Source organism: Bacteroidales bacterium (genome assembly GCA_022647615.1).
In the GTDB taxonomy this organism is placed as follows: Bacteria; Bacteroidota; Bacteroidia; order Bacteroidales; family UBA932; genus Egerieousia.
The window spans coordinates 2,211,115-2,229,011 of the sequence record JALCKZ010000001.1; the positions used below are offsets into that span (position 1 = coordinate 2,211,115).

Consider the following 17,897-nt stretch of genomic DNA (forward strand, 5'->3'; position numbering starts at 1 on the left):
AGCCGATTCCAAGCAACATAACAACAAAATTCATCTTGTATTAACAAATTAAGTACAGTTTTTTAGGCAAAGTATTAAACTATAATTTAAATTCTTAGACGGAAGTATTATATCAAAACAAAATAAACATACTATTCTGATATCAAATTCTGTTGTCTAATAACATCTATGAGTTTAGAAATATCATCTTTCGTCTTATCAAAGCAAAAGACATCCATCATATATTTTTGAATCTCAGATATTGTGCTTTCTTTTATCTTACTATGATTTTTTACAATATCGTATAAATCGACATGGAATTGATTTAATTTTGACTGAACTTCTTTAACGCAAGTTATCTTATCTTCGAGACGGGTAAAATGTTTATTGATAACAGTAAGTACTTTATAATCATTAGCTTTATAAAGCTTCCATAAAGTTATCAAATTATCATACTTTTTACCTTTGTTTACAGAACTCACGAGTTTAATAAAATCATCCTGCGAACCTAACACATTGGGGATCTTAAAAATTTGCCGACAGAACGACTGACAAGACAACTCTACACCATTATTAGCGGTGCTATTATCAATGATAAAATTATCAAGATAAAAAGATGGATCATTTTCAATAAATTCTCTAAATACATCACAAGCTCCTGGCATTATTGTAACTTTTCGCGTATCATTTGTTAATTCGATATTTTCAATACAGCTTTCAAAAACAAAATAATGGACTACGCTCATTGTCTTGTTTTGAGCAAGATACCTCTTTAACATCTCAAAATTTATAGATTGCAATTCTTCCTTTGAAAAGATACAGGCATAATCATTGTCTTCATGAGTTATTGTACTTCTCAGCATAAAGCCTACGAATCTATATGGAAAGTAATATTTATTTCCAGAAACAGCAATTGACAATAGTTGTTTGTATACTTCATATTTTAAATTAAAGTCAAAATAATTTTTGTATGAACGCTTGTTAGTGATTGAAAAAGAATAATGGGTTAAATCCCTATCAGGTGTTTTAAGTATAGAAGAATAGTAAAAAGTTAAAATAAGGAAATAAAGTACCTTACTTTCATCTGAATCGAAATGTGCATACCCATCCGAATTAATAGGATTAGAAGTGATGTACTCAATGACATAATTTGACTTCCCCGAATTTAGCCATTCATAAAGCTTATCATAAAATAATTTATCATTTAATTTAGATAATGCAATAAATTCTTTCTGTTCAATGCCTTTGTATATAGCAGTATAAAAATATGAGTCAAATGCGGAGACAGAAGAAATAGATAAATAGCTATCTAAAAAATTCGTGTAACCAACCTTTGGGAAAAGACGCCTCAAAATTTTTATTGATTGTGGACACACTACATCTGCAATCTCAGGCTTATCTTTTTTACCGGAATCTTCATTATTTTCTTCATACTTTTGTTTCAAAGTAAAATACGAATTCGCTTCAAAAGGATTATAGGAATCATTTGTGATGTATTCTTTATGAAACAATTTCACAAATTCATCATAAAACCTAAACTTGATAAGTGATAATAAAATAAAATCCTGCAACTTAACTTCACTCTTGAACGGCATATAGTCATTAATAAATTGGTTATAAAACCTTTTCATGTCACGAATATTATACAACACGCTTTCAAATAAATAAATGCTATTATCAAAGAATTTCAGAAGATTAGTACGAATGCTTAGTGAATCTTCTGAGGTATCAATAGCATTCAAGATATAACCATACAAAAGATTCAGATACTTTGTGTACGGCCTGACAGGAATCTTATATTCCATATTAAAAAACTTATCGATAAAATATTCATTTTTTGCATACGCTTTGCCGATTGTCTTATTAACGTATCCATCATCAAACGCAGTAACAAATACAGTATTTTTAAAAGAGGCGTTTCTATCAATCAGCTTAAGCACCGCAATAATTTCATTTTCAGTAAGTCTGTCAAAATCATCAATAAACACAAAAACTATCCTTTTAGTTCGTTCTATAGATATATTAATAAAATCCTTCAATTTTTTAGTATCCATTAAACGCATATGCATTTCAACAGTTCCCATCAGACTAAACCTAGAAGAAATACGTAAAGAACGAATATATCTAGATATTAGAGGATTAACGTCATTATTATAATCGCTTAATTTCAAACAGAATTCATTGAAAAAATCTTCTTGGATACACTCACAATCTTTTGATTGTCTCGGATTAAAGTCAATAATAATACTACGATTCGAGTAACATTTTTTTATAACATCTTTCATCACATTCATAAAAGATGTCTTGCCATAACCCCATGGAGATATCACTCCGATACTAAAGGATTTTTTAAAGCCTGATGTAAATACTTTATTTATAATAAATTCCGCATGTTCTTTAAAATCTAATTTATCTTGCTCAGTATCTTTGATTGGGTCGTCAGGCAATAAATGCACTCTATCCGTCATATAAACATCTTTTGAAATGATTTTTGCCTTATAAAAAATGTACCGGTTATAAATCATTTCTATCAACATTGCTACTATAACAAAACACCAAATATCTAAATAAGCCATTCCAAATATTTTATCGTACACAAGACTTACATCACTCCTATAAAACACATGGATGACTAGCACAGTAAAAATCGCAAATATTGTTGCATTACCGACATATAGTTTCTTCCAAGATTTATGCATCCACCTGATAATATACAAGATAAAAACAACAGTAATTAATATTCCAGTTAATTTGCTTTTGAGAATATCAATTGGTTCGACATACTTATGAATAAATTCAATAACAAAAACTTTATTAGAAATAATTATGCATGCAACAGCACAACATAAATAACATAAAAAAGCGTTTCTTCCAGTTAGCCAAATTAATACCCTTAGAATGGATGACTTAAAGCTATAATGCTTAATAGTAATACTGCATTTTTTAACATTCATGGATTAATCTTTAATTTGGGGCCTATCAGTCAAATAAGCCATTATAAAACATTTTTTTATTCACAGCCTTTCTATTGATGGCCTCGACAATGATATTACAAGCGTTCACCAACTCATCTATCTCCTTACTCGTCAATTCAATGTTCTTTAATGAATAGCCATAATGTACAGACCGACCTCCCCTATGCACAATGCTATTCCTTATATCATACATTTTCTCCATGTTATTAAAGAGATCAATCTCTAATTCCAGACCAGTAAACTTTTTAAATAAGTTAACAAGTCGCGGTGCATCAGACACTTGTGTCTTCCTTAAAGATTTAGTAATTTTTTCTAAAGAACCCGACTTCTGATCATCAGTAAATTTTAAAGACTTCGTGTATTTGTTAAAGTTGATTTCTTCTCCCAATATAAGACCTGTTAAAGTATCTACAATATAACATTCATATGCTGAAAAAATGCCCAAATAGAGCAGCTTCATAAACGTATTATTATGTTCCCTATTTTTCCAGTCCATACAAATTGAATAGATCTCGTTTATATCATTTTTGTAGTTGATTATAGCATCTTTGGGATTAATATTTATAAAAATATTACCGCAATTATAAGCAACCACACCAGAACCGCCGCAATATATAACATATGGCAAGGATGGATTTTTATCTGAAAAACAAATATCTTCTTCTACTCTTTCAATGTCATACTCAGGGCCAATCTTATTTATATCGTCCTCAGTCACACCCGCATAAAAATCCAAAGCCATATTCAAGCCACTTTTTCCTATAATATTTCCCTTAGTGTAAATTATTTTTTTCATATTTCAGAGTTAACGATATTAATATGACTCAAATATTACTAACATTTTGATGAAAGTTGTCTTGCCAGTATCCCATGCACCATTGATTGCCAATGTGAAACCTTCTTGATAAATTCTAATAACATTAGTTAACGCTACCGCATTGGGCTCTCTGTTGAATTTGTCATTTACAAACGGATTATCAGCAGGTATTTCAAAATCATTATGTTTTGCCTTCACATTAAAATCAGATTAATATCATAAATATTGCTAATAACTTTTTAGTACATAAGGACTAAACGATTATTCATCCCCGATAATACTTCTTAAAAGAAATTCCAAAGACTTAGCTTCAGCAACTAACATATCATACAAATTATTCCTCTGTCTTTTTGAATCAAAAAACTTACCTCGCACCACATCGATTACAGCAAATGAAATTTCTTCATCAATATTCTTTTTTAACTCATGTTCCATCAAAGCAATTATCATATCCGCCTGTCCTCGGCTCAACGCATTTTCATCATGCGAATCGATATACAGCTTTACGTAATATTTTTTATTTCTTAGCATCAGCCCTAACTCCGGATTTAGGGAAACTATAAGACCACCTACCCGCCATTTTATCTTAGGAGGTTCTCCAATCCATGCAATCTTCTTATGTCCAAGGAAATTAATGTAACCACTTATTGCCTTATTATAATTGTTTTGCTTAGTTTCATGGACATTTCCAGCAACTTCTTTTAAATCATCTATACTCCCCACATTCTTATGGAAACTTATTATAGCCTGCCTTAACCTGCGCCAATAATCCGTTTTGGCATCATATTCTCCCTCAATAATTTTCTCTACTACTCTTTTGGCAGCAGAAATTTTGCCTCCTGCAGTTTTGTTTATGTATCTCATAAACCCAGTCAAGGAAACTTTTAACTCATTTTCCATAATTAAATGATTTTATAAATAATTTCTATTTCTTGTACTCCAATTTAATTTTTAACATTAAGATCCTCATTTTATTCTACTGCTTGAAGTTTACGAATAAATTGACAGATTCACACCTATTTTGGAAAACATTTACCTCACTATATCCAAAATATCTCCTTATAAAATGTTTAGCAATGCAAGCTATATCTTAGTAATAAAAAATTAAGGCTTTTTTATCACCATTTTTAATCTATAAAAAGTTGGATACTTTTCATCTTTATCTGCAATAAATGTAAACCCCATATTCACCTCATACTTACCAGATTCTAGTGTATTCAATACCCTAATCCAATTATTAGCTTCCCTAACTTCATAATCAGTATCCATAACATAAGCTCCATTTTTATCCAAATTACTAATTTTAATTCCTAGGCAATAAATCCTTTTAATTATCTTATCATTAAAAAAAGCATACTTAAAATCTATGTACTTGCTATTCGTAGAAGAAATTGTCCCAGAAAAATATGGAGAAGCATCTCCGATGGTATATCCCATACGACTAAAGACACTTTTTGGTAAAGGCATATTCGGCTGCAAGCTCATACCATCAATTGCAAAATTTTCAAAACGTCTGTCATTATTTTCATTTACCTCTCGCTCATTTAATTTATGCACTTTTTCATCTAATTTGCCTTGCAAATCACTATTTTTAAGTGAATTTAAAATGGCGATGTTATTATCATGATTACTTTTATAACTGTATACAACATTTATTGTATCGGGTTTTTCATGAATAAAAATTGTTCTACTAGGGAAAAGTCTATCACATGCTTTTGTAACAAAAACCGTCAAAAAAATTATAACCAAATTTCTAAACCACCATTTATGTGAGATTAATTTAATTTTTTTACACATTTTGTTGTTAAAAATATTTAGTGGATTGAAATGAGAGCCACATTTTAGTTTAAAATATCGTCATTCGCGCTTATACAACAAGTCAGACACATCCACTATAAAGTATCATTTCCTTGTTCCTTATAGACACATATAAAATTCTTAGTCGTACAATGAACGCCAGAACCGCCATGTTTTTCCCCTATCTCCTCACATACACCTTCCTACCGCTCCCATTGATATAATACTTGCCACCTCTTGGTCCAGTGTAAATTTGATAACCTGAACTGTTGGTTCCATTTTCAGATGAACTCGCAGAAGAAGGTGATGACTGTGATGATGACGTTGTCCCAGATTTAGATCGATAGATGGAATTATCGGAACTATTGCCCTTATGTTGCCAACAATAATCGCTTCCCGGGTCTGCCCTTCTTGTACACCTTGTTCCTTTCTTAGTAATCGCCTTACATTGACGGAAAGCCATAGTGTCTTTATTTCCCTGACTTATAGTATTGTTAACCGGAACAGCCTCGACCTCGGGAATTGTAGATAAAATACTGAGAACATCATTAATCTTAGAGCGCAGCATATTTATTTCGTTATCCTTTTGCGCAATTATTTGGTCCTTAGAAGATAATGATAGCGTTAAGGCACCAATGCTATCATTAAGAGATTTATTTGTTCTTAATAACTCAGATCTAGACTGAGAATAAACCGGAAAACACGACAATAAAGAGAACAGAATAATTATTAGTTTTTTCATAGAGTAATAGATTATTGGTTCCGATTCCAAAGTTATAAAAATAATTGCAAGAATAAACCTATTATTTTAAGCACCAGCATTTTAATAAATAACAGACTCATTTTTATCCCGACAGTCAATCCTCCCCCGTTCTAGAGGCATACGCCAAACCCGCCCATAATTGGCGGCTTTGTGCGTGCATGTGCACTTGCCAGGAACTCGAGGCAAGTGCACATGAATAATAATAGTTCGTCGGAAGAACCGCAGAGCAACCTCTGGCCAGCAGCGCACTTAAAATCAAAAATCAGGTTGTTGTACAACTATGCAAAAAACATTAGGAAACAGCACATTGCAGAACATGCTAGGCAAAAGAACCCGCAAGAAAGGCCATGCTAGATTTTGCAAAACTCACAGGCAATCAGGCATATACAAAAAGACATCCAACGCACAAGCAACACTGAGCGACGTTTTGCAACCACCTGACAATCAGTTAGTTTTTCAAAGTTCTGACACAACAGGTCGCAAACTGCAGAGATTTCCACTAAAACGATTCAAGAATTAAAATCTTTGGGCGAAATACAAAAAAATATATTATCCACATTTGAATTACCAAATAGCACAATAAACTCTCTTAAAACTCTTTCGCAAAATATACATAGGATAACTGCCTTTGAAACATTAGATAAACTAAGAGAATCGCTTATCGATATAGGACCACTCCTTTCACGTTCTGCAGATAATGAAATGCTCTCATCATTAGAAAAAAGTATCCAGCAAAAACAAAACATAAAAACCCTTAACAATATGGACACGGATAGCAACGATAAATTAAAAGAATGAAGACATCTAATTGTTTATATCCCAACTATTGTGTGCTAATTATGCCTATTTGGATGCCTGAAATAATCATTTACATATTCCCTGGCAAAAAATCTAGGGTTAGCATTATTAAGTCCTGCGCCTCTAGTTGGTTCTCCAAATAATGCCGCTTCTAACTTGTCCGCTCTTTTAATATTATATTGATTCGCAATGTTATGCATTCTAGTGCAGTAATCGATGTACACATGATTAAATATTCTTCGATCTCTTAAAATCAGATTTCCCTCATTATTAAGCGCATACATTTGATTCGCATCCATATGTAAATCGTCAATTAGCATTGCACAATGAAAACACATGGCAAACTTATCAAAAATAAGAGGTTGAATTTCATCAACATGATTGAATCTCAGAAAATATAATACTTTTGAAATGAAGCTTTCACCAAGTCCATTTATATGATTTTCTCCTCCATTCATCATAGAATTAAACGCCTCAATAATACTATCATTGTTAGCACCTTCAAGTATATTTCTAACTTTAGCTATTTTGTTATATATACTATCTTCCCCTTCTTCAAGGATGTGTTTAAAATTATTATTAGCACCTTTGTGCCCGCCTCCCCATAAAACAGTAGTTATTAAGCCAACATAATTATTTCCTTGCTGGAAATAGTTTGCGACATCTTCTCTTGTAAGTTCATCATTAAGCAACGGTTCTATAGCAGCAAATTCGGGAAAATCATTTAATGCATCGTGAATGCTTCTAAACATATCGCCATTATTTCTAAACTTCCATTGAAAAGGTCCTTGTTCAAAATTATTGATATACTCAACATTATGTTGAATATATTCAAGAAATGTCATGTCTTCAACGTATTCCATATATTATATTTTAAAAGTTATTTTAGTCAAATTTAGCAATTTATCCCGACAGCTAATCATCCTCGTTCTAGAGGCATACGCCAAAACTCGCTAGAGGTGCACAGAGCAACCTCTGACCAGCAGCGCAGGCAAAATCTATAATCTAATGAGCATTAAAGTAAAAATACAAAGACCAACCCTATTCCAAGAAATCCAATAGTTCCTTCTTTGTAGAACCAATAGTCCTTAAATTATTCAATATGATGAATTCCGGAACAGGTGAAATATGGGATTGCAAAACAACGGGACGCTTGAGATCCTTTCTTGACCAGACTTCGTGTCCGCCACCTGTGCGTATAACTTTCAGACCTTTTTCAGTCAAAAAAGATCTGAAATCCTTAAGATCAACGTTTTGGACCTTTCCCATTAAGCAAAAGCTGGCATAGGAACACTAGTATCAACTTTTTTGAAAGGACGAGTATTTAATATTTCACTAAGAGTCTTGTTCTTAGATAAAAGATTAGAGAACAAAGGTGGTGTATATTTCTTAGATTTTTTTTGCCAGCCTAGCTGAAACAACACATCTTCAAAAGTCTTTTTATTCAGGGTATACTTAAAAAATTCGCTCATACAAACCTTAAAAGACTCCTTTGCCTCTCTTTCGTCAGCACCATAACCATAGACATCAAGGGCAGGACAATAAACAACCGTCTGACCTCCATCTTCAAAAAGGATATAAGACAGTCTTACCCTTATCTCTTTATTATTGGTTTTAATTTTTCCAGAAACTACGCCCATATTTCCTCCACCTTTTGGTGCAAATATAATTCATTTTTCGAAAAATCTTAAACACTTCCTACAAAATGTTAGCACTATTAACAATTGAAAAAATAAGCATATAGATCAATCATATTTAGGTTGGTTTATTAAAGTTAATAAAATTTTTATCCCGACAGCCCAATCCTCCCCGTTCTAGAGGCATACGCCAAACCCGCCTCAGGTCGGCGGCTTTGTGCGTGCATGTGCGCTTGCCAGGAACTCGAGGCAAGTGCACATGAATAATAATAGCTCGTCGGAAGAGCCGCAGAGCAACCTCTGGCCAGCAGCGCAAGCAAAATCTGTAATCAAGTTCTATCACACAACAAACACCAGCTTCCTCACATGGAATCAGGAATCGCAAAATCAAGTTGTGCCACAACTTTGCAAAAAGCATTGGAAAACAGCGTATTGCAGAACACCGCTAGTCAAAAGAACCTGCAAGAAAGGTCAGGCTGGATTTTGCAAAACTCGCAGGCAATCAGGCATATACAAAAAGACACCCAGCGCATAAGCAATGCTGAGCGACATTTTGCAACCGCCTGACAATCAGTTAGTTTTTCAAAGTTCTGCCACAACAGGCCACCAGTAACAAACATTTCCTAACCCCCTAGTACTCACCCACTTTTGCAAAATCCAGCCTGCGTCAGCAAACCCCCTAACGCCTCCCAAAAATCCCTACCTTTGCCCCACCAACCAACAACCAACCATCAAACAAACCAACAAACAAACCATGCACCTCATCAACACCCCTCTCCTAGACACCATCACCGCCCAAGCCAAGCAATCCCCTCGCCTCCGCATGAATCACAACTTTCATGAATCGCCGGAGTCCAAGTCTCAGCGGCTTCTTAACGCTATGGAGCCCGATACTATTATGCCTATTCACAGGCACTTGCAGTCGGATGAAACGCAGATTTTGTTGCGCGGGAAGATTGAGGTGACCGCGTATAATGACAAGAAGGAAGTTACGGAGAGGTATATATTGGGCTCAGCGACAGGTAATTATGGTGTTAATATTCCTAAGGGGCAGAAATTTCCTTACCTTTACCCCACAAAATGACCCCTACCCAACACCAATTCATATCGCTTCTTAAGTGCGGCCTGTGGGGCACGCATCCGGACCCGCAACAGTTCGCAAAAGCGGATTGGCCGGCCATTGTTAAAATGGCTAAGGAACAGTGCGTTGTGGCCCTCATCACGGATGCAATGAACGAGCTGGCGGCCACAATGTGAGTCCCCATTGACAAACCCCTTCTTTACAAGGCTCAATTTTGACGCCGTCAGGATTGCGCGTAGAAACGCACAGCTGAACGCTACGTTGGCAGAAATCACGGAGTTGTTAAATTCCAATAGCATACCATCAGTAATTCTTAAGGGTCAGGGTGTTGCGCAGAACTATAGGAAGCCGGAGCAGCGCATGTCCGGGGACATTGACCTGTACGTTGGAGAGGCCAATTACAAGAAAGCAATCGACATTTTGCAGCACTCTGGCAATAAGGCACTTTTGCAAAATCCGGCTGGCACAACGCAAAAATCCAATGAAACCGTGAAGCATTATCACATGCAATACGGAGACGTCCAGGTGGAGCTGCACAAGTTTGCCAACTACCTTTATAACCCTATAGAGAACAGATATTTCCAGCGGCTCACAAAAAGATATTTGCAAAATCCTAGCAATCAGTCGGTTTTACCAAGCACTAGCAATCAACCAGTTTTGCAAAATCCAGCCTGCGTTATGCAAAAAATCCAAACCCCGCCCCCGCAATTTGATGCCGTATTTCTTTTCAGCCATCTTTTCCATCATTTCATATCTGGCGGTATTGGATTGCGCCAATTATGCGATTGGGTCAGGTTCATGTATATGCATAAAAATGAGATAGATACAACTCAATTGGGAACCGACTTAAAAAAGACCGGCCTGCTGAGAGCGTGGAAGATTTTTGGATATATTGCTGTAGAGACGCTTGGACTCCCGACAGATTTTTTCCCGTTTTACGAGCGTCGGGAAGAGCAAGGGGAAAAAGTGCTGGAGAGAATATATCAGGGAGGAAATTTTGGATTTTATTCGGAAGATAAAAAGAACCGGCCAAGGTCATATATAGTTGGCAAAATGTACGGCTTTTGGAGAACGAATATATGGTACATCGAGTTGATGAGCTTGTTTCCAAAAGACGCCTTGACAAGTCAATTTATTTATTGGTTCTCAGGTATTTACCACCTATTCACAGATTATAAAAAATAATCATCGGATTAATTCCCATCGGAAAAAATAACAAGGCAAAACGCTTGCGTTTTGCCCGCGCGTAGCGCGTGCATTCCTCGCGGCGGCAGCCGCGTAAATCACAAATTGCCTTGCATGCTTTGTATGCAAGGCAACCGCAGCTGCGCAGCAGCTGCTAACATCGCACCGCTCTTGCATGCGAGCATAGCGAGCATGCAAATATTTATGTTTTTACATGTAAAAACATAAATTAATTTACTATATTTGCAACAGAATACTGCAAATACACATGAAGCAATGGAGTCATTAAGGGCACACATACTCTCTCAAATTGAAAAGATTGAAAGAGGCCGCATCTTTACCTACAATGATTTGTCATTTTATAGAAATAAAATGGCACATGTAGCTGTGCTATTATCAAAATTTGCCAAAGATGGCACCATCATAAGAGTAAGAAAAGGGGCATACTATCGCCCGCAAGAATCAAGACTGGGTCTAAAGAAACTACCTGTATATCAGGATGAACAGCTTAACTATCTCACAAAAAAGCTAGATGGTTATATATCAGGCATTTATGCATACAACAAAATGTCATTAACAGAGCAGGTGCCATCAATTATTACTATAGCCACCACAAAGCCAACCCGCAACCATAGGTTTAATAACCTTATTATTGAATGTGTTAAATCTTACATCAACATACAAGAAGAATCAAAAAACATACAGTACGCGCTTATACTAGATGCAATAAAAGACATAAAGCACATTCCCGGAACAACACAGCAAGATGTTTACAATAAAATTCTGAACTTTTATTTCAAAGAATACTCAAAAAAAGAAATCAGTACAATCATTAATATATCCAAAAATTATCCGCCAAGAGTCAGAAAAGTAGTTGCAGATTTATTGAACGACACAGGTTACAATAAATATTGTAATAAACTAGTTTCCACTCTATTACCAACTACAAGATTTAACCTAGATTATAAGACGGAAAAATAAAATAAAGAAAACTTTTGGACTTTCTAGAACGTTGCACATTTTTCTTTTTATTATTTGTTTATAATTTTTTTTGAAATACTTTTGTACCCAGTTAGTGCCCGTATTGGCAGCAGTTCAATACTCTGCACTTAAAAAAAGATCTGAAAGCCCGAAGAAATTCGGGCTTTCTTTTTTGTATTCATTGCCGCCCCATATAAGACCGGCCTGCTAAGAGCGTGGAAGATTTTTGGGTATATTGCTGTAGACACGCTTGGAATCCCGACAGATTTTTTCCCGTTTTACGAGCGTCGGGAAGAGCAAGGGGAAAAAGTGCTGGAGAGAATATATCAGGGTGGAAATTTTGGATATTACAATCCGGAAAACGGCTCACGACCAAAAGGTTACATCACCGGAAAACTTCACTCGTTAAAAATAGCCATAAGGATGTTCATGAAATTCATGCGCATGTTCCCCAGCGAATCAATCATTTACATTATCCATTACATCATCAACGGCACCGCCATTATCTTCAAAGACAAATTCTGATAAGCTGTTAATCACTAGATTAACTTTCATAAATTATCCTCTTCATAAATCCTCTTCAGAAAATCAGCACCGTAAAAATAACTTCGAAAAAAATAGCAAGGCAAATACGCGCAGCGTTTTTTTGCCCGCGACCGTAGGGAGCGTGCATTCCTCGCGGCGGCAGCCGCGTAAATCACAAATAAAATAAAGAACGCCCCCCAAGTGTGCTGCCTTTCGGCAAGCCTGGGAGGCTTAATATCTCTTAGTTAGACTATTCGCAATTTGTTACGGCGCAAAGGTAATAAAATAATTATCAAAACAAATTCAATTAATTGCTTTCACGTACTTAAAATTAATATGCAAAAATTATACCGACCACATCTCTTCTTTCTTCCAATCTTCTGGAAAACCAAGCACTTTTAAACTAACAACATCCTCATAATCAGTCAATAATTTAACCAGTCTCAATTTAAAAGATGAGGTAGGATTTGCTGTCTGTAAAAAGTAATTGATTATACTGAACAAATAATAACATCTAGAAGTTTGTACAACAGAAGTTCCATTCAGCCAAACCTTACCAGGCTGAGCATGTATAAGTTTTTCAGGTACGATATTAAAAGTTCTATTCCATAATCTGGCATGATGGGCACATATATTTCTAATGAAATTAAGTGTGTGTAACCATGAACAAAAAGCTGAAGGAGGTAATGAAAAATAGTTAGAAAGATCTGTAAGATCAGACCTTTTCTTCAACCCATTGCAAATTTTTAGTAACTGATTAAAAAACATTATTTCCACACACATCCAGGATGGTGGGTTCACCGGCTCACAATACGTATTCCGGTAATGTACTAGAAATTCTTCCGCATGATTATTAATCAGCTGGTTGGAAATGTGTTTTTGCAACTCATCATATATATCAATATGAATAGACATTCCGTCTTTAGTAATGATATCCCTAGGTGCCTTAAAAATCTCTCTCTTATCCTGCCAATGAGAACCATATTTCTGGCTTAATTGATATATAATCTGAGTTCTAATGGCAATCTCAATTCTTTCAATAGCATCAAAAACCAACAACCTAAGTTTTCTATCAAACAAATATAATCTGTATACTTCATTCCAATTTGTACCATCCCTGAATCTATCTATTATTACGCCATCTTTATTTATCTTATAAGGCAACATATATGCACTAAGCCTATAATAACTGATATTTGCCAACAGTCTTTCAGCCCTTTTCCTATCATCGATAATCATTCCTCTTTTTATCAGCAAATCAACTTGTTCCTTAAAATTAAGGGATGGTTTATCATACTTAATCCTATCCATATAACCACGATTATTCTAGAGCAAAAATAAGAAATATTATGTCTGACAAAGAGCCAAATAAACAAAACTTATTAAACTCATATTAATATCATTCTCTCAAAGGCGTATTAAATTTTTTTCCCCCCTCTCACTCACCCACTTTTGCAAAATCCAGCCTGCATTAGCAAAACGTAAATCACAAAAAAATGCCGCGCTTTGTGCGGCATTTTATACGTATGTAAAATTGTGTGATTGAAAATCTACTTAATCCCCCACGGATTACCGTTCCTAACTAATTGATTTCTAACTTCTGCAAGCTCCTTCTCTCTTTCCGCTCTCCTCTTTCTCTCACTAGGAGTAAAGTCATCCAGTAGCACTTTACACAGATCGGAAACAAGACGTCTTGCAGGCTTGCCGGACACTACAAAGCGTGTCTGCTCAATAGGTTTTGTATTCGTTGCCATACTTTATCTTGTTTGAATTAATATTTTATTGTCCGACAAATGTAATTAAGTTTTTAAATAAAATGCAATCTCTCCGATAAAAAAAAGCATACGAGCGGCCTGCTGAGAGCGTGGAAGATTTTTGGGTATATTGCTGTAGACACGCTTGGACTCCCGACAGATTTTTTCCCGTTTTACGAGCGTCGGGAAGAGCAAGGGGGAAAAAGTGCTGGAGAGAATATACGAGGGAGTAAACTTTGGATTTTACAATCCGGAAAACGGTTCACGGCCAAAAGGTTACATCATCGGAAAACTTCACTCGTTAAAAATAGCCATAAGGATGTTCATGAAATTCATGCGCATGTTCCCCAGCAAATCAATCATTTACATTATCCATTACATCATCAACGGCACCGTCGTTATCTTCAAAGACAAATTCTGATCAGCTGTTAATCACTAGATTAACTTTCATAAATTATCCTCTTCAGAAATCCTCTTCAGAAAATCATCATCGCAAAAAAACTTCGGAAAAAATAACAAGGCAAAAATACGCGAAGCGTTTTTTTGCCCGCGCGGAGCGCGTGCATTCCTCGCGGCGGAAGCCTCGTAAATCACAAATTGCATTGCCGCTTTGTGGCAAGGCAACCGCAGCTGCACAGCAGCTGCTAACACCGCACAGATCTTACATACGAGCGCAACGAACATGCAAACTGAATGAAAACGCAAAATGTGCTACCATTTGCAAATGAGAACGTTGTTAATTTTTTTGTTCACAACATTAACATTTCAATAAAATAAAAAAGATAAAGACTAACTAATTTTATACTGTTAAATGAAAATCCAAAAATTATGAAAATCGAATACAATGAAATTATAAAGGACATAAAGGAAAAAATTAATAATGGGGAGCTTTCTTTTATACTTGGATCAGGTTTTAGCAAAAATGTTTCTATCCTATACCCTTCGTGGGAAGAGTTGCTGACTGAAATGGTGTTAGAAATGTATAGTGATGAATTATCATCTAGCAATAAAAAAACGGTTAGCGATATTATTAAAAAACATGGATATCTAGAAATTGCATCCGAATATGTTAGACGCAAAGGATATCATGAAGCAATAGATTTGTACATAGAAAAACACATGCCAATTCTAGTAAAAGATGACAATAAATACTATGTAGAATACGATGGAAAAAGAGTTGACGCTGACCCGGAATGTCACTCTCTGCTAATATCCTTAAAAATAAAGAATATTTACACATTTAACTACGACAATACACTTGATTTAATTAGCGGGTGCGACGAACAATCGGGGCGCACTTCAGAATTAAACACATTATCAATTAAATCAACTATTCTAAAAAAGCACAAAGAGGAATTGACCAAACTTAAAGACATAATAACTAGACAGTTTGAATCAACGCCAGAAGTTGGTGATAAACAACCACAAACATTAAACTTGCAATCGAATATCGCCAATTTCAACAAGCTAATTAACGAAATCAATGAAGAATACCATTTAAACTTAAGTAAAATTGACGAAGATAAAAGCAGTGATGTAATCATTATAAGATCTTTATTAAATTCTAACTTAGAAATAGTTGAGCATACAATTAATGATTTTGTAAAAGAAATAAGAAGCATTAATACAGAAATACGTATTAGTTACAAGCTAATAGAAAAGGCAAGCGACATTACCCTATCTGGTGCCGGACTGAATATATACAAACTTCATGGAAGCATTAGGTCACAGGGTGTAAGTGATTGTAAATATGGGTTTGATGACGACAGGCATGTACAATACATTATTAAGTAAAGAAGACTACGAATCATATCCCAAAAATCATGAGGCATTTGTAAATTTAATGAAAATAGCCCTTTTAAAAGGGAGTTTCTGCCTAATAGGATTTTCTGGAGATGATCCTAATTTTCTTGAATGGATTAATTGGGTTAAAGACATATTAGATAAAAATTTTGAGACAAGCAAAAACAGTAAACGCATTTATTACATATACCCAAGTGATACAGTGTTAGAAGAAGATAAAAAATTACTATTTGAGAACCATTACATAACACCGATTTGTCTTGCTGACATATATCCAGAACAGCAAGAGATAAAGCAGCAAATAAAATCTTTTTTGACAGCATTAGCAAACTGCACTGATAAGATAGAGAATGTGTGGAATAGAATTGATAGTATCACCAAAATTAAAGGTGACTTTAAGCATGACTGGAATCAGATAAGCCAAAATGATGTAAAACTACTTAATGAGTCATTTGACAATAATTATTCAAGTATTAATAAAGATATTGACCATACTAGGACAGATTTATTTTCAGACATAAAAAAGAAAATTAAAGAGAAAAAAGTCACCAATAAAATTGCATCGCTTTTGTTCAATGCTGTTCGAATAGAACATATGCCACTAGAGTCCATAGTCAATTATTCAACTGACAAGAAAGGATATAGTGAAATTACTGAACTTACATCACAAATTCACTCTCTAGGCGACAAAGTATATAATCACATGTTTAAAATGTTAGATATACATTCTAGATCCCTATTAAATTCAACCGTTCATCTAAAAGACATAAATCCGAGCAATGACGATGAGAGATACGAATATATTTACAGTCTTCTATTAAACCTTGATATCAAAAAAACGCAAAAGGAAATACAGTCATGGAAACCCATTGACAAGAAATGGATAATAAAAAAGTTCCTTATCAAATCAATGGCTGATAAAATTGAAATTGAGGATATTCAATCCATAATTGAAAATCGCAATGACAATATTGAAGAATATTTACTTGCTGTTCAAATTGCTTCAAGAATTGGATGGCAATTGTTGTTAAAAAACAAAAATGTTAGTGCAAAAATTGATAAAATAATTTCAAAAAGTGACCCACATGAAAAAAACATTGCCATTTATTATGATGTAATTAAAACCATTACTGAAGGGATTAAAGAAAACAAAGATTTCAAACCTTATGGCGACACATCTATAACCTATAGATTCAGCCATTACGATGCATCAAAAATTAACTCAATAAGACTTATCCAATTCATGTCTGAAACTGGCATTCCTACAACTAGTTTAAATTTCACTTTTGTTGACAAAGGAATTTGGATACAAGTCTTCGAAAAACTATTTGAGGATTATCCTTTCCCATGTTTATTCTATTCTTTGCAATATTATTCTGATAAAAAACTCATAAAAAAAATATCTCAGGAATTTATTTATTCAGTAAGGTTAAAGTCCATAATACCAAAAATCTTAAATACTCTACTAAAAACATGCACAGAAAAGACAACCCCAAATTACTTAAAAGAAGCAATATACGTAGCAGCACCTTATTTCATGAAATGCGTCCATTACACAAAATGGATAAAATATTTTAAGCAAATAGTTCTGACTGCTGATTATTTTACTAAGCCACCTCAAAAGAATGATATAATTCTCAATCCAATATATAATTATATATGTAAAGGATTGTCATTGATTCATGATGATGCATACATTAACTCAGTAATAATAAATTGCTTAAATAGATTTAATAATACAACAGATTACGATTCTAATATTATAGAAGTATGTCTAAATAATATTAAAAGATTGAGTGCAA

At 34.5% G+C, this 17,897-nt stretch carries 19 protein-coding genes; 8 read left to right on the plus strand and 11 right to left on the minus strand.

The features are described 5' to 3' along the window. Positions 1-131: 131 nt before the first annotated feature. The 6 genes from LKM37_09485 to LKM37_09510 form a co-directional block, all read right to left on the minus strand. Positions 132-2,933, minus strand: coding sequence for a KAP family NTPase (locus tag LKM37_09485; protein MCI1721214.1), 2,802 nt, complete (start codon positions 2,931-2,933; stop codon positions 132-134). 25 nt (positions 2,934-2,958) lie between these two features. Beyond that, positions 2,959-3,750 carry a hypothetical protein gene (locus LKM37_09490; protein ID MCI1721215.1) on the minus strand — a complete coding sequence of 264 codons (792 nt, stop codon included), beginning with the start codon at positions 3,748-3,750 and terminating at the stop codon, positions 2,959-2,961. 18 nt (positions 3,751-3,768) lie between these two features. After that, positions 3,769-3,969 carry a KAP family NTPase gene (locus LKM37_09495; protein MCI1721216.1) on the minus strand — a complete coding sequence of 67 codons (201 nt, stop codon included), beginning with the start codon at positions 3,967-3,969 and terminating at the stop codon, positions 3,769-3,771. A gap of 63 nt (positions 3,970-4,032) precedes the next feature. Further along, positions 4,033-4,671: a hypothetical protein gene (locus LKM37_09500; protein ID MCI1721217.1), complete on the minus strand. Its 639-nt coding sequence runs from the start codon at positions 4,669-4,671 to the stop codon at positions 4,033-4,035. A gap of 204 nt (positions 4,672-4,875) precedes the next feature. Beyond that, a complete protein-coding gene (locus LKM37_09505) occupies positions 4,876-5,568 on the minus strand; it encodes a hypothetical protein (GenBank protein ID MCI1721218.1) in 693 nt (230 codons plus the stop codon). A 181-nt stretch (positions 5,569-5,749) separates the two neighbouring features. Beyond that, positions 5,750-6,031, minus strand: a complete 282-nt coding sequence (locus LKM37_09510) for a hypothetical protein (GenBank protein ID MCI1721219.1) — start codon at positions 6,029-6,031, stop codon at positions 5,750-5,752. Positions 6,032-6,856: 825 nt separating this feature from the next. On the opposite strand from LKM37_09510, the gene LKM37_09515 reads away from it, so the two are divergent. Beyond that, the gene (locus LKM37_09515) at positions 6,857-7,129 is read left to right on the plus strand and encodes a hypothetical protein (protein MCI1721220.1); all 273 of its coding nucleotides are present in this window, start codon (positions 6,857-6,859) and stop codon (positions 7,127-7,129) included. Positions 7,130-7,164: 35 nt separating this feature from the next. Here the strand turns inward: LKM37_09515 and LKM37_09520 are convergent, their stop codons facing one another. The 3 genes from LKM37_09520 to LKM37_09530 all read right to left on the minus strand — a co-directional run bounded on the left by LKM37_09520 (position 7,165) and on the right by LKM37_09530 (position 8,769). Continuing rightward, the gene (locus tag LKM37_09520; protein ID MCI1721221.1) at positions 7,165-7,992 is read right to left on the minus strand and encodes a hypothetical protein; all 828 of its coding nucleotides are present in this window, start codon (positions 7,990-7,992) and stop codon (positions 7,165-7,167) included. 178 nt (positions 7,993-8,170) lie between these two features. After that, on the minus strand, positions 8,171-8,398 hold the full coding sequence (locus tag LKM37_09525) for a type II toxin-antitoxin system HicA family toxin (GenBank protein ID MCI1721222.1): 228 nt from the start codon (positions 8,396-8,398) through the stop codon (positions 8,171-8,173). Further along, entirely contained in the window at positions 8,398-8,769 is a 372-nt protein-coding gene (locus tag LKM37_09530) for a hypothetical protein (GenBank protein ID MCI1721223.1), read from the minus strand. Before LKM37_09530 ends, LKM37_09525 begins: the two co-directional genes overlap by 1 nt. Before the next feature lie 820 nt (positions 8,770-9,589). Between LKM37_09530 and LKM37_09535 the strand changes: the two genes are divergently transcribed. The 4 genes from LKM37_09535 (at position 9,590) to LKM37_09550 (ending at position 12,538) form a co-directional block, all read left to right on the plus strand. Beyond that, entirely contained in the window at positions 9,590-9,850 is a 261-nt protein-coding gene (locus tag LKM37_09535; GenBank protein MCI1721224.1) for a WbuC family cupin fold metalloprotein, read from the plus strand. 180 nt (positions 9,851-10,030) lie between these two features. Further along, positions 10,031-11,032: a nucleotidyltransferase family protein gene (locus LKM37_09540; protein MCI1721225.1), complete on the plus strand. Its 1,002-nt coding sequence runs from the start codon at positions 10,031-10,033 to the stop codon at positions 11,030-11,032. Positions 11,033-11,308: 276 nt separating this feature from the next. Then, the gene (locus tag LKM37_09545; GenBank protein MCI1721226.1) at positions 11,309-12,013 is read left to right on the plus strand and encodes a DUF6088 family protein; all 705 of its coding nucleotides are present in this window, start codon (positions 11,309-11,311) and stop codon (positions 12,011-12,013) included. 309 nt (positions 12,014-12,322) lie between these two features. After that, positions 12,323-12,538 (plus strand): hypothetical protein, encoded by a 216-nt coding sequence (locus LKM37_09550; GenBank protein MCI1721227.1) that lies wholly within the window; start codon positions 12,323-12,325, stop codon positions 12,536-12,538. A gap of 345 nt (positions 12,539-12,883) precedes the next feature. Here the strand turns inward: LKM37_09550 and LKM37_09555 are convergent, their stop codons facing one another. After that, on the minus strand, positions 12,884-13,849 hold the full coding sequence (locus LKM37_09555) for an Abi family protein (protein ID MCI1721228.1): 966 nt from the start codon (positions 13,847-13,849) through the stop codon (positions 12,884-12,886). A gap of 239 nt (positions 13,850-14,088) precedes the next feature. Continuing rightward, positions 14,089-14,292, minus strand: coding sequence for a hypothetical protein (locus LKM37_09560; protein ID MCI1721229.1), 204 nt, complete (start codon positions 14,290-14,292; stop codon positions 14,089-14,091). Positions 14,293-14,437: 145 nt separating this feature from the next. Here LKM37_09560 and LKM37_09565 point away from each other — a divergent pair, with 145 nt between their 5' ends. The 3 genes from LKM37_09565 to LKM37_09575 all read left to right on the plus strand — a co-directional run. Further along, complete coding sequence (locus LKM37_09565) at positions 14,438-14,713, plus strand: hypothetical protein (protein MCI1721230.1); 276 nt, start codon at positions 14,438-14,440, stop codon at positions 14,711-14,713. A 407-nt stretch (positions 14,714-15,120) separates the two neighbouring features. Then, positions 15,121-16,086, plus strand: coding sequence for a hypothetical protein (locus tag LKM37_09570; protein ID MCI1721231.1), 966 nt, complete (start codon positions 15,121-15,123; stop codon positions 16,084-16,086). Then, the coding region (locus tag LKM37_09575) for an SIR2 family protein (protein MCI1721232.1) at positions 16,064-17,897 on the plus strand (1,834 nt) is incomplete at its 3' end. The genes LKM37_09570 and LKM37_09575, both read left to right, overlap by 23 nt.